Below are 20,186 nucleotides of genomic sequence, written 5' to 3' on the forward strand. Positions count from 1 at the left end.
CACGCCCACACCCAGGACGTCCTCCACACGCAGCCAGGAACGCCAGTACCGATCACGAGCCCGCCGCGGCCCTCGCGTGGCGCCCAGACGGATGGAACAACTCGCGTGACCACGGACCCGCCCCGCCCACCCCGGCACCCCGCCGCGCCTGCGCCGGACCCGCGCGGCGGCTACGGCCTGCCCGAGAAGCCGGCCGACGAGGCGGCGGAGCCGCGCACCGGACCCCGTACCGGGCCCCGCGCCGGATCCTGCGGCGACCCGCGCACCGACCCGGCGCCCGAGGCCCCCGCCCGCCCGCGCCCGCTGCCGCAGGACGCGCCCGGGCACCGCGACCACGACCGGCCCGGCACGGGCGCCGAGCCGGACGACCCCGGCGGCGAGCCGCCCACCGCGCCGCGGACCGGCGGGGAGTCGCTGAACGCCTTCGTGAGCACCCCGCCGCGCGGCACCCCCGTCGAAGCGGCCGGCCACCCCGCGGACGAGGAGTCGGGCGGAATGCGCATCCCGATGCCCGCGCAGACCGGGCCCGAGGCGGACCGGCTGCGCTACGTCGGCGCCGCCACCCGGCGGATCGCCCGCGGTGTCGACCTCGACGAGATCCTGCTCGGCCTGTGCCGCTCGGCGGTGCCGGCCTTCGCCGACGCGATCCTGGTCTACCTGCGCGAACCGCTGCCGGTGGGCGACGAGCGCCCCTCCGGCCCGCTGCGGCTGCGGCTGCGCCGCTCGGACGGCGGACTGGAAGGCCCCGCCGAACCCGACGACGACCAGCCGGTCGGCGCCGCGCCGCTGCTGCCGTCGCTCGTACCCACGCTGGACCCCTCCTACGGCGGCGCCGGGGACTCCATCGGCGTGCTGCTGGACGGGCCGCTCGCGGAGGTACTGCGCGGGGTGCGCCCGGTCTTCGCCGACTCGCTGCGCGCCGCCGACGCGCTCGCCGAGCTGCTCGGCATCCCGCAGGACGAACCGGGCGCGCTGCCCACCGGCCGCCGCGCGCTGCTCGCGCCGCTGCGCGGCCGCCGCCGGGTGATCGGCGCGGCGGTGCTGCTGCGGCGCGTCGAGCGCAGCCCCTTCGAGACCGACGACCTGCTGGTGGCCGCGCAGCTCGCCACGCACACCGCGCTCGGCGTCGACAAGGCCGTGCTGTACGGGCGCGAGGCGTACATCGCCGACGCGCTGCAGCGCGAGATGCTCCCGGACTCGCTGCCGCAGCCCACCGGTGTGCAGCTGGCCAGCCGCTACCTGCCGGCGGCGGAGTCCGCCCGGGTCGGCGGCGACTGGTACGACGCGATCCCGCTGCCCGGCAGCCGGGTCGCGCTCGTCGTCGGCGACGTCATGGGCCACTCCATGACCTCCGCGGCGATCATGGGCCAGCTCCGCACCACCGTCCAGACGCTGGCGGGCCTGGACCTCGCCCCGCAGGAGGTGCTCTACCACCTCGACGAGCAGGCCCAGCGGCTCGGCCAGGACCGCATGGCCACCTGCGTCTACGCCGTCTACGACCCGATCGCGCACCGCCTGGTCGTGGCCAACGCGGGCCACCCGCCGCCGGTGCTGCTGCACGCCGACGGCCTCGCCGAGGTGCTGCGCGTCCCGCCGGGCGCGCCCATCGGCGTCGGCGGGGTGCCGTTCGAGGCCGTCGAGCTGCCCGCGCCGGCCGGCGCCACGCTCCTGCTCTACACCGACGGACTGGTCGAGTCGCGCTCCCGCGACGTCTGGGCCGGCATCGAGCTGCTGCGCGAACGGCTGCACGACGCCGCGTCCGTCGTCTCGCCGCCGCCGCTGGAGCCGCTGTGCGACGAGGTGCTGGAGATCCTCGGCCCCGGCGACCGGGACGACGACATCGCGCTGCTCGCCGCCCGCTTCGACGGCATCGCGCCGAGCGACGTCGCCTACTGGTTCCTGGAGCCGCAGCCCCAGACCCCCGGCCGGGCCCGCCGCCTGGTCCGCCAGGCGCTGCGGCGCTGGGACCTGGAGGACCAGCTGGAGGCGGCCGAGCTGCTGGTGAGCGAGATCGTCACCAACGCCGTACGGTACGCCGAACGCCCCATCACCCTGCGGCTGCTGCGCACCGACGTGCTGCGCTGCGAGGTCGGCGACGACGCCCCGCTCCTTCCCCGGATGCGTCACGCCGCCCCCGAGGAGGAGGGCGGCCGCGGCCTCTACCTCGTCAACCGCATGGCCCAGCGCTGGGGCGCCACCCGCCTGGGCGCGGGCAAGGTGGTGTGGTTCGAGCTCCCCCTCTAGGGCGTGTCGTTTGGATCTCCGTGGAGGAAGGAGCGGGGTCCGGTGCGTGCAGATGCAAGGCGGAGGAGGGAGGCAACGCGGAGCGTTGCCGACCGACGACAACGCGGCAGATGTGCGTGCCGGGGCACGCGACGCCGCGGAGATCCACACGACAGGCCCTGGTCCGCCGGGCGCCTGAAAACGCGCGGGGCCCCCGCGCGTCGGGGTGCGTCCGGCGTGCCGCGGCGGCGGGAGGGTGCGACGGTGGGGGCAATCGCACCCTCTACGCGGCGAGGACGTATGACGAACGTACCCCCCACCACGAACAACGCCGGCATTCCCGTCGAGAGTGACGAGCACTCCCTGACGCTGGGTCCGGACGGGCCGATCCTGCTCCATGACCACTACGTCATCGAGAAGATGGCCCAGTTCAACCGCGAGCGGGTCCCCGAGCGGGTCGTGCACGCGAAGGGCAGCGGGGCGTACGGGCGCTTCCGCGTGACCAACGACGTCAGCCAGTTCACCAAGGCGCACCTCTTCCAGCCGGGGCGCGAGACCCGCATGCTGGCCCGCTTCTCGACGGTCGCCGGCGAGCAGGGCAGCCCGGACAGCTGGCGGGACCCGCGCGGTTTCGCGCTGAAGTTCTACACCGAGCACGGCAACTACGACCTGGTCGGCAACAACACCCCGGTCTTCTTCGTCCGCGACACGATGAAGTTCCAGGACTTCATCCGCAGCCAGAAGCGCCGCACCGACAACGGGCTGCGCGACAACAACATGCAGTGGGACTTCTGGACGCTGTCACCGGAGTCCGCGCACCAGGTCACCTGGCTGATGGGCGACCGCGGCATCCCCCGGACGTACCGCCACATGAACGGCTACGGCTCGCACACGTACATGTGGATCAACGGCGGCGGCGAGAAGTTCTGGATCAAATACCACTTCAAGACCGACCAGGGCATCGACTTCCTGACGCAGCGCGACGCCGACGCGCTCGCCGGGGAGAACGCGGACGCGCACCGGCAGGACCTGTGGGAGGCGATCGAACGCGGCGACCACCCGTCGTGGACGCTGTACGTGCAGGTCATGCCGTTCGAGGAGGCGGCCGGCTACCGCTTCAACCCGTTCGACCTGACGAAGGTGTGGCCGCACGGCGACTACCCGCTCGTCGAGGTCGGCCGGATGACGCTGGACGAGAACCCCGAGGACTACTTCGTCCACATCGAGCAGGCCGCGTTCGAGCCGTCGAACATGGTGCCGGGCGTCGGGCCGTCGCCGGACAAGATGCTGCTGGGGCGGCTCTTCTCGTACCCCGACACGCACCGCTACCGGATCGGCCCCAACTACGCGCAGCTGCCGCCGAACCGCCCGCACGTACCCGTCCACTCCTACGCCAAGGACGGGCCCATGCGCTTCGAGCCGAACCGGGTGGGCGCCCCGTACGCGCCGAACTCGTACGGGGGTCCTGCCGCCTCCCCCGAGGCGTACGGCGACATCGCCGGCTGGCGGGCGGCGGGCGAGATGGTGCGGGAGGCCTACACGCTGCACCACGAGGACGACGACTTCGGGCAGCCCGGCACGCTCGTGCGCGAGGTCATGGACGACACGGCGCGCGAACGCCTGGTCGGCAACGTCGTCGGGCATCTGGGCGACGGGGTGAGCGCGCCGGTGCGGGAGCGCGCTTTCGCGTACTGGCGCAGCATCGACCAGCAGGTCGGCGACCGGATCGCGGCGGCGTTCACCTCCGCCTGACCCCCGCTCCCCCCGCGAGGCCGCAGCCCCGAGGACACGTGCCGACGCCCCGTGCCTCGGGGCTGCACCGTGCCCGGCCGGCCCGCGGGCTGGGCCTCGCCCATTTAATGTGCTATCACTTTGCTAGACCACCGGCCGGAGTGACGGCCGGGCAGCACCTCGGGACCTCAGGGGGAATCCGATGTCAGAGCACAAGCCCACGGCCGCCGCCGGCATACCCACCGCGCCGGCGCCCGACACCCCGCCCCTGCCCGCACCGCGCTTCACCGAGCGGCGGGCGGTCGGCATGTCGGGACTGCCGTTCATGCTCCTCGCACTCGTCGTCGTCGCGGGCGGCATCACGCTCATCGCGCTCGGCGGCACCAGCGCCAACAAGAACCCGAACCCGGGGGCCACCGCCGTCATCCTGCTCGGCGTGCTGATCGTGGTGTGCGCGCTCGTCACCCTCTTCGGGCTGACCCAGGTCGCGCCGGGCGAGGCCCGGGTGACCCAGCTGTTCGGCCGCTACCAGGGCACCATCCGGCAGGACGGGCTGCGCTGGGTGAACCCCTTCACCCGCCGCCGGAAGATCTCCACCCGGCTGCGCAACCACGAGACGACCGTGCTGAAGGTCAACGACGCCTACGGCAACCCCATCGAACTCGCCGCCGTCGTGGTGTGGCAGGTCGAGGACACCGCACAGGCGGTCTTCGCGGTCGACAACTTCGTCAGGTTCGTCGGCATCCAGACCGACACCGCGGTGCGGCACATCGCCACCAACTACCCCTACGACGCGCACGACGGCGACTCGCTCTCGCTGCGCGGCAACGCCGAGGAGATCACCGAGCAGCTCTCGCGGGAGATCGCCGTACGCGTCGCGTCGGCGGGCGTGAAGATCATCGAGTCGCGCTTCACCCACCTCGCCTACGCGCCGGAGATCGCCTCGGCGATGCTCCAGCGCCAGCAGGCGGGCGCGATCGTCGCCGCGCGGCAGACCATCGTGGACGGCGCGGTCGGGATGGTCGAATCGGCCCTCGCCCGGATCGCCGAGCAGGACATCGTGGAGCTCGACGAGGAGCGCAAGGCCAGCATGGTGAGCAACCTGCTGGTGGTGCTGTGCGGCGACCGCGCGGCTCAGCCGGTGCTCAACACGGGCACCCTCTACCAGTGACGGAGCAGCGAAGGTGACCGAACCGGGCCACACGGAGCCGGCCACCGGGGCCGGATCACCGGCGGCGGCCGGCGGCGGGGACGGCACGGAGGCGGCCGGGGCGGAGGCGGCCCCGGCCGCCCGCCGGGCCCGCAAGCAGGTGCTGCTGCGGCTCGACCCCGCCGTCCACGACGCCGTCGCGGCGTGGGCGGCGGCCGAGCTGCGCAGCACCAACGCGCAGATCGAATTCCTGCTGCGGCGCGCGCTGGGCGACGCCGGGCGGCTGCCGTCGGCCGCCCGGCCGATACCGCGCCGCGGCCGCCCGCCCCGCCGGGACGCGCCGGAGGATCCGCCCACACCCTCCTGACCAGGCTTCTTCCTCCCCGGTGTCGTTATTCCCCGCGCGTATACACACGATGTATACGCGTGGTGTAGTGTGCTCCGCATGTCAATCGGCCATGCCCTGCTCGGACTCCTGGAGTCCGGCCCGCGCCACGGTTACGACCTCAAGCGCGCCTTCGACGAACGCTTCGGACACGACCGCCCCCTCGCGTACGGGCAGGTCTACTCGACCATGGCCCGGCTGCTGCGCAACGGCCTCGTGGAGGTCGACGGCATCGAGCCCGGGGGCGGCCCCGAGCGCAAGAGGTACGCCATCACCGACGCCGGGGTCACCGACGTCGCCACCTGGCTCGCGCAGCCCGAGAAGCCCGAGCCGTACCTCCAGACGACGCTCTACACCAAGGTCGTCCTGGCCCTCCTCACCGGCCGCCCGGCCGCCGACCTGCTGGACACCCAGCGCGCCGAGCACCTGCGGCTGATGCGCGAGCTGACCCGGCGCAAGGGCACCGGCGACCTCGCCGACCAGCTCATCTGCGACCACGCCCTCTTCCACCTGGAAGCCGACCTGCGCTGGCTCGAACTGACCGCCGCACGGCTCGACGAACTCGCCGCGGAGGTGACCCGGTGACGCACTCCCCCACCACGGGTGAGGACGGCCGCGCCGCCGAGCCGCTCCTGCTGGCGCGCGGCCTGCACAAGACCTACGGCCGCACGCCCGCCCTCGACGGCGCCGACGTGTCGGTACGGGCGGGCGAGGTCCTCGCCGTCATGGGCCCGTCCGGCTCGGGCAAGTCGACGCTGCTGCACTGCCTGGCGGGAATCGTGCGGCCCGACTCCGGCGAGGTCCGCTACCGCGGGCAGGCGCTGTCGGCCATGTCGGACGGCGCCCGCAGCGCCCTGCGCCGTACGGACTTCGGCTTCGTCTTCCAGTTCGGGCAGCTGGTGCCCGAACTGACCTGCCTGGAGAACGTCGCGATACCGCTGCGGCTCGGCGGCCGGCGCCGCAAGGACGCCGAGGCCGAGGCGGCGCGGTGGCTGGAGCGGCTGGAGGTCGGGGACGTCGCGGGCCAGCGGCCCGGCGAGATCTCCGGCGGCCAGGGGCAGCGGGTCGCCGTCGCCCGCGCGCTGGTCGGCGGGCCCCGGGTGGTCTTCGCCGACGAGCCGACCGGCGCACTGGACTCCCTCAACGGCGAGCGCGTCATGCGGCTGCTGACCGCGGCCGCGCACGAGACCGGCGCCGCCGTCGTCCTGGTCACCCACGAGGCGCGGGTCGCCGCGTACTCCGACCGGGAGATCGTCGTACGGGACGGCAGGTCGCGCCACCTGGACCGCGTCTCATGACCACCTCCCCGGGCCCGCACGAGCCCTTCGCCGGCTTCGACGCCACCGCCCGCACCTCCCCCGGCCCCTCCGCGCCCGGCGGCCGGCCGCGCACCGGCCTGCGCGGCTGGGCGCACGACCTGCTGCTCGGCGCCCGCTTCGCCGCCGGTGGCGGGCGCGAGGGCTGGACCCGCACCGTGCTGACCGCCGTCGGCGTCGGGCTCGGCGTGGCGCTGCTGCTGCTCGCGGCGGCCGTACCGGCGATGATGCACACCCGCGACGAGCGCCGCGTCGCCCGCGACACCCTCTCCCTCGGTGAGCACCCGAAGCCGAGCGACCGCACCTTCCTGCTCGCCGAGGACAGCACCACCTTCCGCGGCGACCCGATCACCGGCGTGCTCGTCAAGCCGGACGGCGCGCACGCCCCGGTCCCGCCGGGCGTCGGCGCGCTGCCGCGGGCCGGCGAGATGGTGGTCTCGCCCGCGCTGAAGAAGCTGCTGGCCCACGAGCCGATCCTGCGCGAGCGCATCCCTTACACGATCACCGGAACGATCGGCAAGGACGGGCTCATGGGGCCCGCCGAGCTGTACTTCTACGCGGGCAACGACCAGCTGGTCGCCCGCGACCCGGCCGGGCTGACCGGCAACGCCGACCGGATGACCCGCTACGGCGCCCACAGCAACTCCGAGGTGCTGGGGCCGGTGTTCACCCTGCTGCTGATCATGGTCGTGGTGGTGCTGCTGCTGCCGGTCGGGGTCTTCGTCGCGACCGCCACCCGGCTCGGCGGCGAGCGCCGCGACCGGCGGCTCGCGGCACTGCGGCTGGTCGGCGCCGACATGCAGGCCACCCGGCGCATCGCGGCGGGCGAGGCCCTGCTCGGGACGCTTCTCGGCGTGCTGGTGGGCATCGGGTTCTTCCTGGGCGCCCGGCAGCTCGCCTCGTACATCACCATCCGGGACATCTCCGCATTCCCCTCCGACCTCACCCCCGACCCGCTGCTGACGGTGCTCGTGGTCCTCGCCGTCCCGGCCGCGGCGGTCGGCGTGACGCTGCTGAGCCTGCGCCGCACGGCCATCGAACCGCTCGGCGTCTTCCGCGGCGGGCTCGGGCGGCGGCGCCGGGTGTGGTGGCGGATCGCCGTCCCGGCGGTCGGCCTCGCGCTGCTCGCCCCGCTGTTCGGGAAGGTCAAGGGCGATGCGGCGATCAACGAATACCAGGTCGCGGCCGGCGCCGTCCTGCTGCTCGTCGGGGTCACCGCGGTGCTGCCGTGGTTCGTCGAGACCGCGGTCGGGCGGCTGCGCGGCGGCCCGGTCGCCTGGCAGCTCGCCACCCGGCGGCTCCAGCTGAGCATCGGCTCCGCCGGACGCATGGTCAGCGGGGTGACGATCGCGGTCGCGGGTGCCATCGCCCTGCAGATGCTCTTCCACGCCGTGGACGACGACTTCGTGACCGACACCGGCGCCGACACCGCACGGGCCCAGATGGAGGTCGACCACTGGGGCGCCGACAGCCGCACCGCCGCGCAGGACATCGCGCGGCTCGCCGCCACCAGGGGCGTGCGCGACGTGACCGGCTACACCAGCGCCTCGGTCAACCGGCCGGACGCGTACAAGCTCACCGGTGACGCGCTCGTCGCGGACACCGTGTCGCTGACCGTCGCCGACTGCGCGGGGCTGCGCCAGCTCGTGGCGATCGGCAACGGCTGCGGGCCGCACAGCGTCTACCTCGTGAAGCCGCCGCCCACGGAGGAGAGCCACCGCTCCTCCGCCTACGTCAGGGCCGGCGCGCGCGTCGACCTCAACACCGGGTACGGGGACCACTACACCGGCGCCCCGCGGCTCTGGACGATCCCGGCCGGCACCCCCACCGTCGACTCCCGCACCGACCCGCTGGGCGGCCGGATGTCGGGCATCTTCGCCGTCCCCGGCGTCATCGACGACGCACAGCTCTCCGTCTCGTACGCGGAGATGTTCGTCAACCTCGACGAGCGGACGCCGGACGCGGTCGAGTACGTCCGCAACACCGCCGCGTCCTTCGGCTTCGAGGCCTACGCGAACGACATCCACGGCACCACGGCCAAGGGCGCCTACACCCAGCTGCGGCGGGGGCTGTTCGCCGGGGCGGCCCTCACGCTGGTGCTCATCGGGGCCAGCCTGCTGGTGAGCATGCTGGAGCAGCTGCGGGAGCGGAAGAAGCTGCTGGCGGTGCTGGTCGCCTTCGGCACGAAGCGCTCGGCACTGGCCTGGTCGGTGCTGTGGCAGACCGCGGTGCCGGTCGTCCTCGGCCTGTGCCTGGCCGTGGCCGGCGGCATCGGCCTGGGCGCGGTGCTGCTGGCGATGGTCGCCCGGCCCATCCGGATGGACTGGGCGGGCGTGGCGTCCATGTCGGCCATCGGCGCCGCCGTGGTGCTGGGGGTGACCCTCCTGAGCCTGCCCCTCCTGTGGAGGCTGATGAGGCCCGACGGCCTCCGCGTCGAATAGGCCTCCGGGTCCGGGTCCTACGCCGGGTCCGGGGCGGGCTCCGCCTCCGCGCCGGGCTCCGGATCCGGCTCCGGTTCCGGGGCCGGCCCGGGCTCGGCCGGGGCGGGGGGCCCGGGCTCGGGGGCGGGTGCGGGGGCGGCTGCCACCGCGCGGTCGCGCGCGTACGCGCGGAGGTAGGCCACCACCGTGTTGGTGACGGCGACGAGCGGCACCGCGACCACCGCTCCCCCGATTCCCGCGACGAGCGACCCGGCGGCAACGGACAGGACGACGGCGAGGGGGTGGACGCGGACCGCCCGGCCCAGGATGAAGGGCTGGAGGACGTGGCCCTCGATCTGCTGGACGGCGAGCACCACCGCGAGCACCATCAGCGCTATGAACGGCCCCTCCGTCACCAGGGCGACGACGACCGCGATGAAGCCCGAGGCGACCGCGCCGACCAGCGGCACGAAGGAGCTCAGGAAGATGACCACCGCGAGCGGCACGGCCATCGGCACACCGAGGAAGAAGATGCCGATACCGATGCAGATCGCGTCGATCAGCGCGACTATGACCGTGCCCCGCACGTAGAGCGTGAGTGTCCGCCAGGCGCGCGGGCCGGCGCCCGCGAGCCCGTCGCGCGCGGCCTCGGGGAAGAGCCGCAGCACCCAGTTCCAGATGTTGGGGCCGTCGTAGAGCAGGAAGAGCGTGCTGAACATCGCCAGCAGCATGCCGGTGAGCAGGTCGACGATGACGGTGACGCCTTCGAGCCCGGCGTCGGTGAGCGCCTTGGAGTTGGAGCCGATCGCGTCGCTCAGGTTCTTCGCTATGTTGTTGATCTGGTCGTCGGTGACGTGGAAGGGGCTGTTGAGCAGCCACTTCTTGCCCTCGGCGATACCGTCCTGAAGACTCGTGGACAGGTTGTCGACGTTGTCCATCACCTGCCAGACGACGAACCAGCCGACCAGGCCCATGACGATGAAGCCGCCGATGAAGACCATCGCGGTGGCGAGGCCGCGCGGCACGCCGAGCCGCTTCAGCCGGGCCACGAACGGCTGGAGCAGCGCGGTGATGAGCAGCGCGGCGGCGAAGGCGAGGACCACCAGGCGGACCGCGCCGATGACCCGCATGAGCACCCACACCGTTCCGGCCAGGATCAGCAGCCGCCAGCCGATCTCGGCGGCGACCCGCATGCTCCACGGCACCACCGCCGCCGGGTCCCCCGGCGCGGGCGCGGCGCGCTGGGCGGGGATCGCGGCGGGTCTCGCCGCGGAGGGCTTCGCGGCGGCGGGTGGGGAGTCCGGTCCCGCGGAGGCGGGGCTCTCGGCGGAGCCCTCCGCGGGGGCGGGAGTCGGGAGGGCGCCGGAGGCGGGAGCCGCCCCCGGGAGGGGGCCGGGCACGGACAGTGCGGCGTCGCGCTCGGCCTCACGGGCGGTCACCCGGGCGTGCCGCTCTTCCAGCCGGCCGGCGAGTCCCGCCAGCCCGGCCGCGAGCGCCGTGCTCCAGTTGCGCTTTTCGGCCATCGCTCCCCGCCCCCCTCGACGCGTCGTTGTGGACCCGCTGTGCAGGACGACGTTACCTGTCCTTGGGGTTGCCTTTGCGACAGACCCGCACCCGGACGGCGGAACACCCCGGCACGTCCGGAGCAACACCGGCGGGCACGGGCGGGCACGGACGCGCGGAACCCCCGGGACCGTAACGGCCCGGGGGCTCCGAGGAATTCCGTACGCTGCGGCGTGGCGGCCTAGTAGTAGTGGTTGACCTGCCAGAAGGACCACGCGTCGCACGGGCTGCCGTAGCGCGAGTTCATGTAGTTCAGGCCCCACTTGATCTGGGTGGCCGGATTGGTGCGCCAGTCGGCGCCCGCGGAGGCCATCTTGGAGCCGGGCAGCGCCTGGACGAGACCGTAGGCACCGGACGAGGCGTTGGTGGCGGTGTAACGCCAGCCGCTCTCGTGCGACACGATGTTGGAGAAGCAGGCGTACTGGCCGCTCCCGACGATCTGCTTGGCCATCGCCTGGACCTGGGCCACGGTGTACGACGGCTGGACCGGGAAGCTGGCGTCCGGGTCGCCCTTGCCCGCGGCGAGCTTCTTCAGCCGCGCCTTCTCCGCGGCGGCGTCGGCTGCCTTCTTCTTGGCCGCGGCGTCCTTGGCCGCCTGCAGGCGGGCTGCCTGCTCCGCGCCCTGCCGCGCATGCGCGTCGGCAGCGTCCGACTGGGCCTGCACCTGCTCAGTCAGCGACGCCTGCTGGACCTGCTGTCCAGCCGGGATGTCAGCGAGGAGGGTCGTCGTCCCGGCAGCCTCGACGGGTTCGTTGGACCCGCCCTGGTCGGCGCCCGACGCGACGCCCACAACGGCGCCCACAGTGGTGACCGCAGTGGCTGACGCCACCGCGAATCCCCGGACCGAGATCCGGCTCACACGGTTTCCTTCCGGCATCGCCCGCTTGGTGACCGCGCGGACGAAATCGTGCCCCTGGCACGGCCCCCTGTTCCGGTCCGCCGTACGGGCCGGTCGGTCACGGGGGTCTGGCCCGGTGCGAAGTCCCTTTGCGGATTCGCGTGATGCTCGGGCGGCTCATGGCGGTCGATGTTGACTTGTCCGGTGGTACTGACCCGTCCCCCGAGGGGTAAGGGTGTGCCATGAGCGGGGCCTGACAGCCTCACACCCTGCCGTACGCAGACGCCGCGCGGCAATTTCCGGTTGAGTGGCAAAGCTCACATCGCGTATTGTGCGCCGATTACGGGACGGGGAAGCGGCGAAACGCTAAGCTGCTGCGCCCCTTTCCCCGGGGCGCAGCAGCGTGAACTCATATCAGATGCAGGGAAATCCGGACCAAAGGCCGCGGCCGGCCCCCGTCCCGCCCCGCGGATCAGCCGACGCCGTCCTCCAGCATCTCCGTGACGAGCGCGGCGATGGGGGACCGTTCGGAACGCGAGAGCGTCACGTGGGCGAACAGCGGATGCCCCTTCAGCTTCTCGACCACGGCCACCACGCCGTCGTACCGCCCCACCCGCAGGTTGTCGCGCTGCGCCACGTCGTGCGTGAGGACGACGCGCGAGCCGGAGCCGATCCGGGAGAGCACCGTCAGCAGCACGTTGCGCTCCAGCGACTGCGCCTCGTCGACGATCACGAAGGCGTCGTGCAGCGAGCGGCCGCGGATGTGGGTCAGCGGCAGCACCTCCAGCATGCCGCGGGCCACCACCTCCTCGATGACCTCCTTGGAGGTGACCGCCGACAGCGTGTCGAAGACCGCCTGGGCCCACGGGCTCATCTTCTCGGCCTCGGTGCCCGGCAGGTAGCCCAGCTCCTGGCCGCCCACCGCGTACAGCGGCCGGAAGACCATCACCTTGCGGTGCTGCCGGCGCTCCAGCACGGCCTCCAGGCCCGCGCACAGCGCGAGCGCCGACTTGCCCGTGCCGGCCCGGCCGCCCATGGAGACGATGCCGATCTCCGGATCCAGCAGCAGATCCAGCGCGATGCGCTGCTCTGCGCTGCGCCCGTGGATGCCGAACGCCTCCCGGTCGCCGCGCACGAGCCGCACCCGGCCGTCCGCGGTGACCCGGCCCAGCGCCTTGCCGCGATCGGACTGGAGCACCAGGCCGGTGTGCACGGGCAGTTCGGCGGCCTCCGGGAGCGCCACCGACTCCTGCGCGAACAGCGCGTCCACGTCCTCGGCACCCACCACCAGCTCGGCCATGCCCGTCCAGCCGGAGGTGATCGCCAGCTCCGCGCGGTACTCCTCGGCCAGCAGGCCGACCGAGGACGCCTTGACCCGCAGCGGCAGGTCCTTGGAGACGACCGTGACGTCGTACCCCTCGGCCTGGAGGTTGCGGGCGACGGCGAGGATCCGCGAGTCGTTGTCGCCGAGCCGGAAACCCGCGGGGAGGACCCCCGGGTCGGAGTGGTTCAGCTCGACGCGCAGCGTGCCGCCGAAGTCGCCGATCGGCAGCGGCGCGTCCAGCCGTCCGTAGCGGATCCGGAGCTCGTCGAGCAGCCGCAGTGCCTGGCGGGCGAAGTACCCCAGCTCGGGGTGGTGGCGCTTGGCCTCCAACTCCGTCACCACGACGACGGGGAGCACGACCTCGTGCTCGTCGAAGCGGGTGAAGGCATTGGGGTCTGCGAGCAGCACGCTGGTGTCGAGTACGTACGTGCGCCGGTCGTGAACACGGCGATTCTTGCTGGTCACCACGTGTGGACGAACCCCCTCGGGGAGAGGTGAGGCTGCAATCCGGCAGCCGCGGGCCGGATGCCGGTCTGCCAGTGGTATGCCCTGGAATTCCGGTACCCATGCGGCTGCATATGACAGTCATCCGACGGTCATGATCCGGTCACGGTCCGCTCGGCGCGGGGACGACTGCCGGTCACGCCCCGTAGCGGCGATGGCGCGCGGCGTAGTCGCGCAGCGCCCGCAGGAAGTCCACCTTGCGGAAGGCGGGCCAGAAGACCTCGCAGAAGTAGTACTCGGAGTGCGCGCTCTGCCACAGCATGAAACCGGACAGCCGCTGCTCGCCCGAGGTGCGGATCACCAGGTCGGGGTCCGGCTGGCCGCGTGTGTAGAGGTGCTCCGAGATGTGCTCGACGTCGAGGATCTCGGCCAGGTCCTCGATCGTGGTGCCGCGGCTCGCGTGCTCGTACAGCAGCGAGCGCACCGCGTCGGCGATCTCCTGCCGGCCGCCGTAGCCGACGGCGACGTTCACCAGCAGGCCGTCGATGCCGTGGGTGTCCTGCTCGGCCTCCTTGAGCACCGCCGCCGTACGGTCCGGCAGCAGGTCCATGGTGCCCACGTGGTGCACCCGCCAGCGGCCGGTCGCCGCCAGGCCCGCGACGCAGTCCTCGATGATGCCCAGCAGCGGGACGAGCTCCTCCTGCGGCCGGTCGAAGTTGTCGGTGGACAGCAGCCACAGGGTGACCACCTCGACACCGGTCTCCTCGCACCAGCCCAGCATCTCGGCGATCTTGTCCGCACCCGCCTGGTGGCCCTGCTCCGCGGTGCCGCCGGCCGCCTTCGCCCAGCGCCGGTTGCCGTCGAGGATCACGCCGATGTGCTTGGGGGCCTGCGCCACGTCGAGCCGGCGCTCCACCCTGCGGGAGTACAGCCCGTACACCAGGTCGCGCAGTTTCATCGCGTACCAGCCCCTCCTGCGCATCGTCGCCGGGCGCCAGGGTACTGCCCGAAAGGCCGTCCGGACGAACCGGGTCGCGGCGCCGGCGGCGCCCCCGCGTGCCACGCGCGGCCAGGGGGCGCCGCGTAGTAAGCGGTTAGACCGGGCGTGATAGGGAGAACCTGTGAACATCAGAGACCTCTACCGCGCCGCCGACGAGCGCTACGCCGGCATGGAGTACCGCAGGACCGGCCGCAGCGGGCTCAAGCTGCCCGCGATCTCCCTCGGCCTGTGGCACAACTTCGGCGACGACCGCACCCTCGACTCGCAGCGCGCGATCCTGCGCCGCGCCTTCGACCTCGGCGTCACCCACTTCGACCTCGCCAACAACTACGGCCCGCCCTACGGCGCCGCCGAGGCCAACTTCGGCACCCTCTTCGCCCAGGACTTCCGCCCCTACCGCGACGAGCTGGTCATCTCCACCAAGGCCGGTTACGACATGTGGCCCGGCCCGTACGGCGAATGGGGCTCCCGCAAGTACCTGCTCGCCTCCCTCGACCAGTCGCTCGGCCGCATGGGCCTGGACTACGTCGACATCTTCTACTCGCACCGCTACGACCCGGACACCCCGCTGGAGGAGACGATGGGCGCGCTCGCGTCCGCCGTCCAGCAGGGCAAGGCGCTGTACGTCGGCATCTCGTCGTACGGCCCCGAGCAGACCCGCGAGGCCGCGCGGATCCTGCGCGGCCTCGGGGTGCCCGCGCTCATCCACCAGCCGTCGTACTCGATGATCAACCGGTGGATCGAGACGGAGGGCCTGCTCGACGTCCTGGACGAGGAGGGCATGGGCTGCATCGGCTTCGTGCCGCTCGCCCAGGGCCTGCTGACCGACCGCTACCTCGGCGGCATCCCGGAGGGCTCGCGCGCGGCGCAGGGCAAGTCGCTCGACCCCTCCCTCGTCAACGAGGAGACGATCGCGCGGCTGCGGGCGCTGGGCGAGGTCGCCGCCGGGCGCGGCCAGTCGCTCGCGCAGCTCGCGCTGGCCTGGGTCCTGCGCGACCCGCGGGTCACCTCCGCGCTCATCGGGGCCTCCTCGGTGGCCCAGCTGGAGGCCAACGTGGCCGCGGTCGGCTCGGCGCCCCTCACGCCGGAGGAGCTGGCGGAGATCGACCGCCACGCCGTCGAGCCGGAGGGCGTCAACCTCTGGGGCTGACGCCCCTGCCCGCAGGGTGCCGTGCCCCGCGGAGGGGCCGAGCCTCCGCCCGCCGGGGCGGGGTCCCGCGCAGGACGGGACCTCCCCGGCGGGCCGGGTCCTCCGGCCCGCCGCGGGCGGCCCGCGCCGCGGGAGGGGGCCGCGCACGGCACCGCGGGGCCCCGCAGGCACCGCGCAGCTCAGGTCAGGAGCAGGCCCACCGCGGAGCCCAGCAGCATGAAGGGCCCGAAGGGGATCGGCGTCTTGCGGTTCGCGCGGCCCGAGGCCAGCAGGACCAGGCCGGCCACCGCGCCCAGCAGGAAGGCCGCGAGCGTGCCGTTGACGACCGCGGACCAGCCGTACCAGCCGAGCGCCAGGCCCAGCGTGGGGGCGAGCTTCACGTCGCCGAAGCCCATGCCCGCGGGGTTGACGAGGAAGAGCACCAGGTAGAGGACGCCGAGCGCGGCACCCGCCAGCAGGGCCCGCGGCCACGACCCGTCGTGCGAGGGCAGCAGCGCCGCGGCGCCCAGCAGCACCGCCGTACCGCCGAGGGCGGGCAGCGTCAGCACGTCGGGGAGCCGGAACACCCGCAGGTCCACCAGCGCCAGGGCCAGCCCGACGGGCACCAGCAGCAGCCACACGGCCAGCTCCGGGTGCACCCCGGTCACCGCCGTGATCCCGGCGCACAGCGCGGCGCACAGAACCGCCGGCAGAAGGCCCGCCCCGCTCCACCGCCCCGCGCCCCCGCAGCCGGCGCAGTGGGCGGGGCCCACCCAGCCGCGCGGCCCGGCGGGCAGCGGGTGCCCGGCACGGCAGCCGGCGGCCCACGGCTCCCCGGACGGCACCGCCAGCCGGTGCGCGGCCCGCGGCAGCAGCAGCCCGCCGGCCATTCCCCATACGGCCGCGGCCACGATCGGATAGACATGCACGAACGCCGACCGTACACGCCCGGCCCTCCCCGGCAGAGGGGGGACGGGACGCGACCGAAGGGAGCGCCCATGCACCGGCGTTGGCACGACGGCGCCGCCACCCTGCACACCCCGCGGGCCGAGGTGCCGCTGCGGGTCGCCGCCTCCTACCGCGCCCGCACCCGCGGGCTGCTCGGCGCGGACGGCATCGGGGGCGCGCTGCTGCTCACGCCGGCGTCGAGCGTGCACACGGTGCGGATGCGCTTCGCGATCGACGTCGCCTACCTCGACCGCCGCCTGCGCGTCCTGGCCGTCCGCACGATGCCGCCCGGCCGCGTCGGGCGCCCGCGCCTGCTGGCCCGCCACGTCCTGGAGGCCGAGGCCGGCGCCTTCGCCCGCTGGGGTGTGCAGCGGGGGGTGACGCTCACGGTGGCCGGCGGCCGGGAGCGCTGACGGTCCGCTCGCCCTCGTACGGCGGCAAACCGGTGTGCAGGCTCCCCCGTCCGGCTGATAGTCATGCGGAATGCACATCGGACCGGCCGTCGGTACGGCCCCCACCACGGAAGAGACACCCCCGTACGAGCCGCTCCCCAGTGACGACGAGCTGATCCGCTGGGCGGCGGGAGAACGGGACACCGCGCGGGTGTTCCGGCGGGGGGCGGCCGTCGCCGTCGCCGCGCCCGGGCTGTCGATGCGGGACCGGCTCGTGGTGGCCGGACCGCCCGCCGACGCGATCCCGCTCGTACGGGACGTCGCCGGGGAGGTGGGCCGCGGCTACCGGCCGTTCGGCGACCGGGGCCTCGTCGACGCTCTCGTGCACGCCGACCCCGCGCTCCGCCCCACCCCCGGCTTCGGCTGGATGCACCGCACCGGCTCCCCCGCGGTCCCGCCGGACGGCCGCGCCCGCTGGCTGCCGCCCGCCGCCGCACCCGCCGTCACCGCCCTGCTCGACAGCGCCTTCCCGGACTCCTTCGCCTACCCCGGCCGCCCCGGCTCCGCCGACCGCTGGGCCGGCGTGACGGCGGAGGACGGCCACACGCCCCTCGCGGTCGCTGCGCTCGCCTGGTGCGCCCCCACCGTGGGCCTGCTCGCGGGCGTCGCCACCTCCCCGGCCGCGCGCGGGCGCGGGCTCGGCCGCCAGGTGTGCGCGTTCGTGCTCGCCGAGGCCCTGGCGGCGTACGGGACGGCCGCCCTCGTCGTCGACGACGACAACACCGCCGCCCTGCGCCTCTACCGCTCCCTGGGCCTGGCCTACCGCCCGCTGCGGGCGGCGTCCTACCGCTGAGCGGGCGGTCCGGGACGCGGGAAAAGAAAACGGGCCGGTTCGCAGGGGGGGAGAGCGAACCGGCCCGAGGGGGGGAGTTACACCGTACCGCGTCTCGGCCCGCATCCCGCACGTTACGCGGCAGGAGGAGTGAAGGTGATTTCCACGCGGCGGTTCTGCTGGCGGCCGCTTTCGGTGGAATTGTCCGCAATGGGATAGTCCTCGCCGTAGCCGCGCACCTGGAAGGTGTGGGATGAGTCACCGGCGCTGCTCAGCGCCGCCGCCAGCACCTGGTAGACCGCCTGTGCGCGCTGTCGCGACAGCGTCACGCCGTGCTCGCTGCTCCCCAGGTCGTCCGTGAAACCGAAGACACGGATGGGTGACGTGACGTGCCGCGCGTTGATGTCCCCCGCGATCGCCCGGATACGGGACGTGGCGGCGGCCGAGAGCTTCGCGCTGTCCCGGGCGAAGGCGACCTCCGACTGGAGCGCGTAGGTCACCGTCGCGTTCGACGTCTCCTCGCGCTGCTCCGGCTGGTCGGCGGCGACGGACGACTCGTCCGACACCGACACGATGTCCAGCACCTTCGCCGGCGCGAGCTTCGACCCCTCCGGCAGCCGCAGATTCGGCGAGCTCGCGTCCACGTGCCCCGGCGCCCCCTGGCCCGTGCCCCCGGCGTCCGGCGGCGCGGTCGGCGCCCCGCCGTCCGCGGCGGCCGCGGCCGCCCCGGGCGCGACGGTCACGGCCGTGCCGCCGGCCAGCAGGACGACGCTGAGCGTGATGCTTGCGGCTGCCGTCGCGGGCTTCATACGGATCACCCCTCGGAGATGGTGATTTTGGCGGGGGGCATGGTGGGGAGTTCGAAGTCCACCTGCGCGGTCGTCTCCGGCGGCGCCGGGAACTGCGCGAAGAAGGGCCGGCTCTCCTCGGGTTCGATGTCGACGAGACCCATGGTGCACAGGCACATCCCGCCGGTGTCCCGCAGGACGTAATACCGCTTCTTCCCGGCCGGGTCGACGAGAACGGCGCCGGCCACGGAAGGGCCGGAGGGCACCAGTTCGGTCTCCGGGCCGCGCCAGTCGACGGCGTCGAAGGCGTCGTCCCCGTTGTTGGTGACCACACCCTGCACGGTGACGAAACCGCCCGGGTCGCGGCTCGCGGAGTTGATGGTGATGGTCATCCCCGCCTCCCCCTTGACCTGGGCGAGCACCGTGGTCGGCGTGGCCGAGGGCGTGCCGCCGGCGGACGCCGTCGCCCTGCCGCCGCCCTTGGCGGCCGACGTGCCCGACGTCGCGGGCGGCTTGCCGTCGTCGCCGCCCGACCCGCCTCCGCAGCCCGCCAGCGCGACCGCCGCCGCCGTCATCGCGACGGCGAGCGGGACTTGGTGCCGCTTCCTCATCGTTCCCCGTTCCCTCACCGCTGGACCGACCGCCTCACTTGCTCAGATGAACCGTGTAGAGAGCCGACAGGTCGAGCACGAACCCGCCCGCCGTGGGATCGACCGTCAGGCTGCCCTGGTCGCAGGCCAGCCGGACGGCGGTGCCGTCGAGCCCGTCGAGGGAGCAGCGCGGCTCCACCACCGCCGTCGCCTCGGCCGTCGGGTAGACGTCCTCACTGCCCTTCACCACCGAAGTACCCACCGACGAGCGCGAGGTGACCTTCACCGTGAAGCCGAAATCCGCGCCGGGCGCGAGGCCGCAGTCGTCCACCGTCGCGTCGTTGTCCGCGGCGAAGTCGGACGCCTTCCCGCACGCGGCCGCGACGTCCTGGGGCGAGTGCGCGAGCAGCGCCTTGAGCGCCAGCGGGTCCCCGGAGCCGAGCGCGGTCAGCACGGCGTCGTGCAGCGCGTCCCGGCCCTCGCGGGCGGCGGCGAGCGCGGCGGCGTCCGCCGCCGTCTGCGTCGTGTTCCTCGACACCGCGGCCTGCCCGACCGCGAAGTAGGCGAACGCCAGGAAGAAGAGCGCCGTCAGCGCCACGATGTACAGCCCGACCGTCTGGCCGTCGTCCCGCCGCAGCCCGAGCGCTACTTGCCGCCGCCGGAGATCTTGCGGATGGCCTTGAGGATCGCCTTCTGGATGGCGTCGCCGATGCTCGTGGTCGCCAGCACCCCGATGATCACCGCGATCACCACCGCAATCCCCAGGTACTCGAACGACGTCTGGCCGCGGTCCGTGCGGGCGGACAGGCGTGCCGAGAGGCGCGTGGTCGCGCGGTCCGCCTGGGCGCGGACCCAGATCTCGGCGGTGGTGTAGCGCTGGAGTGCCCACCTGGTCATGATTCTTCGCCCCATCCTCTGTCACCTGGCTGGTGGTACGTGCGGCGGTGGCCGTGGGGTGCCCGTCGGGGTCGGGGGTGGTGGTCACGGTGCACCGCCTCTCGCTGGTGGTCGGTCGTCGTCCGCAGCGGGTCATATCGGATTGCAGGTGCAAATATGGTTGCGAATGCAAAGGTACACCCGAACCTCGGGCATTCGCAGCCGGTCGTACGCCAC

General features: G+C 73.6%; 19 protein-coding genes. 10 read left to right on the forward strand and 9 right to left on the reverse strand.

Going from position 1 to position 20,186, the window contains the following annotated elements; all coding sequences use genetic code 11:
- Nucleotides 1-105 precede the first annotated feature (105 nt).
- From ACH4SE_RS28200 to ACH4SE_RS28230, 7 genes are all read left to right on the forward strand, one after another.
- Nucleotides 106-2,244 (forward strand): SpoIIE family protein phosphatase, encoded by a 2,139-nt coding sequence (locus tag ACH4SE_RS28200; RefSeq protein ID WP_398546304.1) that lies wholly within the window; start codon nt 106-108, stop codon nt 2,242-2,244.
- Nucleotides 2,245-2,523: 279 nt separating this feature from the next.
- A complete protein-coding gene (locus tag ACH4SE_RS28205; RefSeq protein WP_398546305.1) occupies nt 2,524-3,975 on the forward strand; it encodes a catalase in 1,452 nt (483 codons plus the stop codon).
- A gap of 181 nt (nt 3,976-4,156) precedes the next feature.
- Complete coding sequence (locus tag ACH4SE_RS28210; protein ID WP_398546306.1) at nt 4,157-5,125, forward strand: SPFH domain-containing protein; 969 nt, start codon at nt 4,157-4,159, stop codon at nt 5,123-5,125.
- A gap of 13 nt (nt 5,126-5,138) precedes the next feature.
- Nucleotides 5,139-5,471, forward strand: coding sequence for a hypothetical protein (locus tag ACH4SE_RS28215; protein WP_398546307.1), 333 nt, complete (start codon nt 5,139-5,141; stop codon nt 5,469-5,471).
- Between the two features lie 78 nt (nt 5,472-5,549).
- Nucleotides 5,550-6,074 carry a PadR family transcriptional regulator gene (locus ACH4SE_RS28220; protein ID WP_398546308.1) on the forward strand — a complete coding sequence of 175 codons (525 nt, stop codon included), beginning with the start codon at nt 5,550-5,552 and terminating at the stop codon, nt 6,072-6,074.
- The gene (locus tag ACH4SE_RS28225; protein ID WP_398546309.1) at nt 6,071-6,787 is read left to right on the forward strand and encodes an ABC transporter ATP-binding protein; all 717 of its coding nucleotides are present in this window, start codon (nt 6,071-6,073) and stop codon (nt 6,785-6,787) included. The genes ACH4SE_RS28220 and ACH4SE_RS28225 overlap by 4 nt, the downstream gene beginning before the upstream one ends.
- Entirely contained in the window at nt 6,784-9,246 is a 2,463-nt protein-coding gene (locus ACH4SE_RS28230; protein WP_398546310.1) for an ABC transporter permease, read from the forward strand. Before ACH4SE_RS28225 ends, ACH4SE_RS28230 begins: the two co-directional genes overlap by 4 nt.
- A gap of 17 nt (nt 9,247-9,263) precedes the next feature.
- Here ACH4SE_RS28230 and ACH4SE_RS28235 read toward each other — a convergent pair whose 3' ends face one another.
- The 4 genes from ACH4SE_RS28235 to ACH4SE_RS28250 all read right to left on the reverse strand — a co-directional run bounded on the left by ACH4SE_RS28235 (nt 9,264) and on the right by ACH4SE_RS28250 (nt 14,352).
- On the reverse strand, nt 9,264-10,748 hold the full coding sequence (locus tag ACH4SE_RS28235; RefSeq protein ID WP_398546311.1) for an AI-2E family transporter: 1,485 nt from the start codon (nt 10,746-10,748) through the stop codon (nt 9,264-9,266).
- A gap of 221 nt (nt 10,749-10,969) precedes the next feature.
- Nucleotides 10,970-11,665, reverse strand: a complete 696-nt coding sequence (locus tag ACH4SE_RS28240; protein WP_398546312.1) for a transglycosylase SLT domain-containing protein — start codon at nt 11,663-11,665, stop codon at nt 10,970-10,972.
- Nucleotides 11,666-12,098: 433 nt separating this feature from the next.
- A complete protein-coding gene (locus tag ACH4SE_RS28245; protein WP_398546313.1) occupies nt 12,099-13,418 on the reverse strand; it encodes a PhoH family protein in 1,320 nt (439 codons plus the stop codon).
- Nucleotides 13,419-13,590: 172 nt separating this feature from the next.
- Complete coding sequence (locus ACH4SE_RS28250; RefSeq protein WP_031520425.1) at nt 13,591-14,352, reverse strand: isoprenyl transferase; 762 nt, start codon at nt 14,350-14,352, stop codon at nt 13,591-13,593.
- Nucleotides 14,353-14,515: 163 nt separating this feature from the next.
- Here ACH4SE_RS28250 and mgrA point away from each other — a divergent pair, with 163 nt between their 5' ends.
- Nucleotides 14,516-15,544, forward strand: coding sequence for an L-glyceraldehyde 3-phosphate reductase (gene mgrA, locus ACH4SE_RS28255; RefSeq protein ID WP_398546314.1), 1,029 nt, complete (start codon nt 14,516-14,518; stop codon nt 15,542-15,544).
- Nucleotides 15,545-15,723: 179 nt separating this feature from the next.
- Here mgrA and ACH4SE_RS28260 read toward each other — a convergent pair whose 3' ends face one another.
- Complete coding sequence (locus ACH4SE_RS28260) at nt 15,724-16,452, reverse strand: prepilin peptidase (RefSeq protein ID WP_398546315.1); 729 nt, start codon at nt 16,450-16,452, stop codon at nt 15,724-15,726.
- Nucleotides 16,453-16,521: 69 nt separating this feature from the next.
- On the opposite strand from ACH4SE_RS28260, the gene ACH4SE_RS28265 reads away from it, so the two are divergent.
- Complete coding sequence (locus tag ACH4SE_RS28265; protein WP_398546316.1) at nt 16,522-16,884, forward strand: DUF192 domain-containing protein; 363 nt, start codon at nt 16,522-16,524, stop codon at nt 16,882-16,884.
- 70 nt (nt 16,885-16,954) lie between these two features.
- Nucleotides 16,955-17,716 carry a GNAT family N-acetyltransferase gene (locus ACH4SE_RS28270; protein ID WP_398546317.1) on the forward strand — a complete coding sequence of 254 codons (762 nt, stop codon included), beginning with the start codon at nt 16,955-16,957 and terminating at the stop codon, nt 17,714-17,716.
- 113 nt (nt 17,717-17,829) lie between these two features.
- Here the strand turns inward: ACH4SE_RS28270 and ACH4SE_RS28275 are convergent, their stop codons facing one another.
- From ACH4SE_RS28275 to ACH4SE_RS28290, 4 genes are read right to left on the reverse strand one after another with little or no spacing between them, the layout of a single operon-like run.
- Nucleotides 17,830-18,504, reverse strand: a complete 675-nt coding sequence (locus ACH4SE_RS28275) for an OmpA family protein (protein ID WP_398546318.1) — start codon at nt 18,502-18,504, stop codon at nt 17,830-17,832.
- A 5-nt stretch (nt 18,505-18,509) separates the two neighbouring features.
- Nucleotides 18,510-19,094 carry a hypothetical protein gene (locus ACH4SE_RS28280; RefSeq protein WP_398546319.1) on the reverse strand — a complete coding sequence of 195 codons (585 nt, stop codon included), beginning with the start codon at nt 19,092-19,094 and terminating at the stop codon, nt 18,510-18,512.
- 34 nt (nt 19,095-19,128) lie between these two features.
- A complete protein-coding gene (locus tag ACH4SE_RS28285; RefSeq protein ID WP_398546374.1) occupies nt 19,129-19,710 on the reverse strand; it encodes a pilus assembly protein TadG-related protein in 582 nt (193 codons plus the stop codon).
- An 8-nt stretch (nt 19,711-19,718) separates the two neighbouring features.
- Nucleotides 19,719-19,970, reverse strand: coding sequence for a hypothetical protein (locus ACH4SE_RS28290; protein ID WP_398546320.1), 252 nt, complete (start codon nt 19,968-19,970; stop codon nt 19,719-19,721).
- Nucleotides 19,971-20,186 lie beyond the last annotated feature (216 nt).

The sequence above is a fragment of the Streptomyces sp. NPDC020983 genome (genome assembly GCF_044333485.1).
Lineage (GTDB): Bacteria > Actinomycetota > Actinomycetes > Streptomycetales > Streptomycetaceae > Actinacidiphila.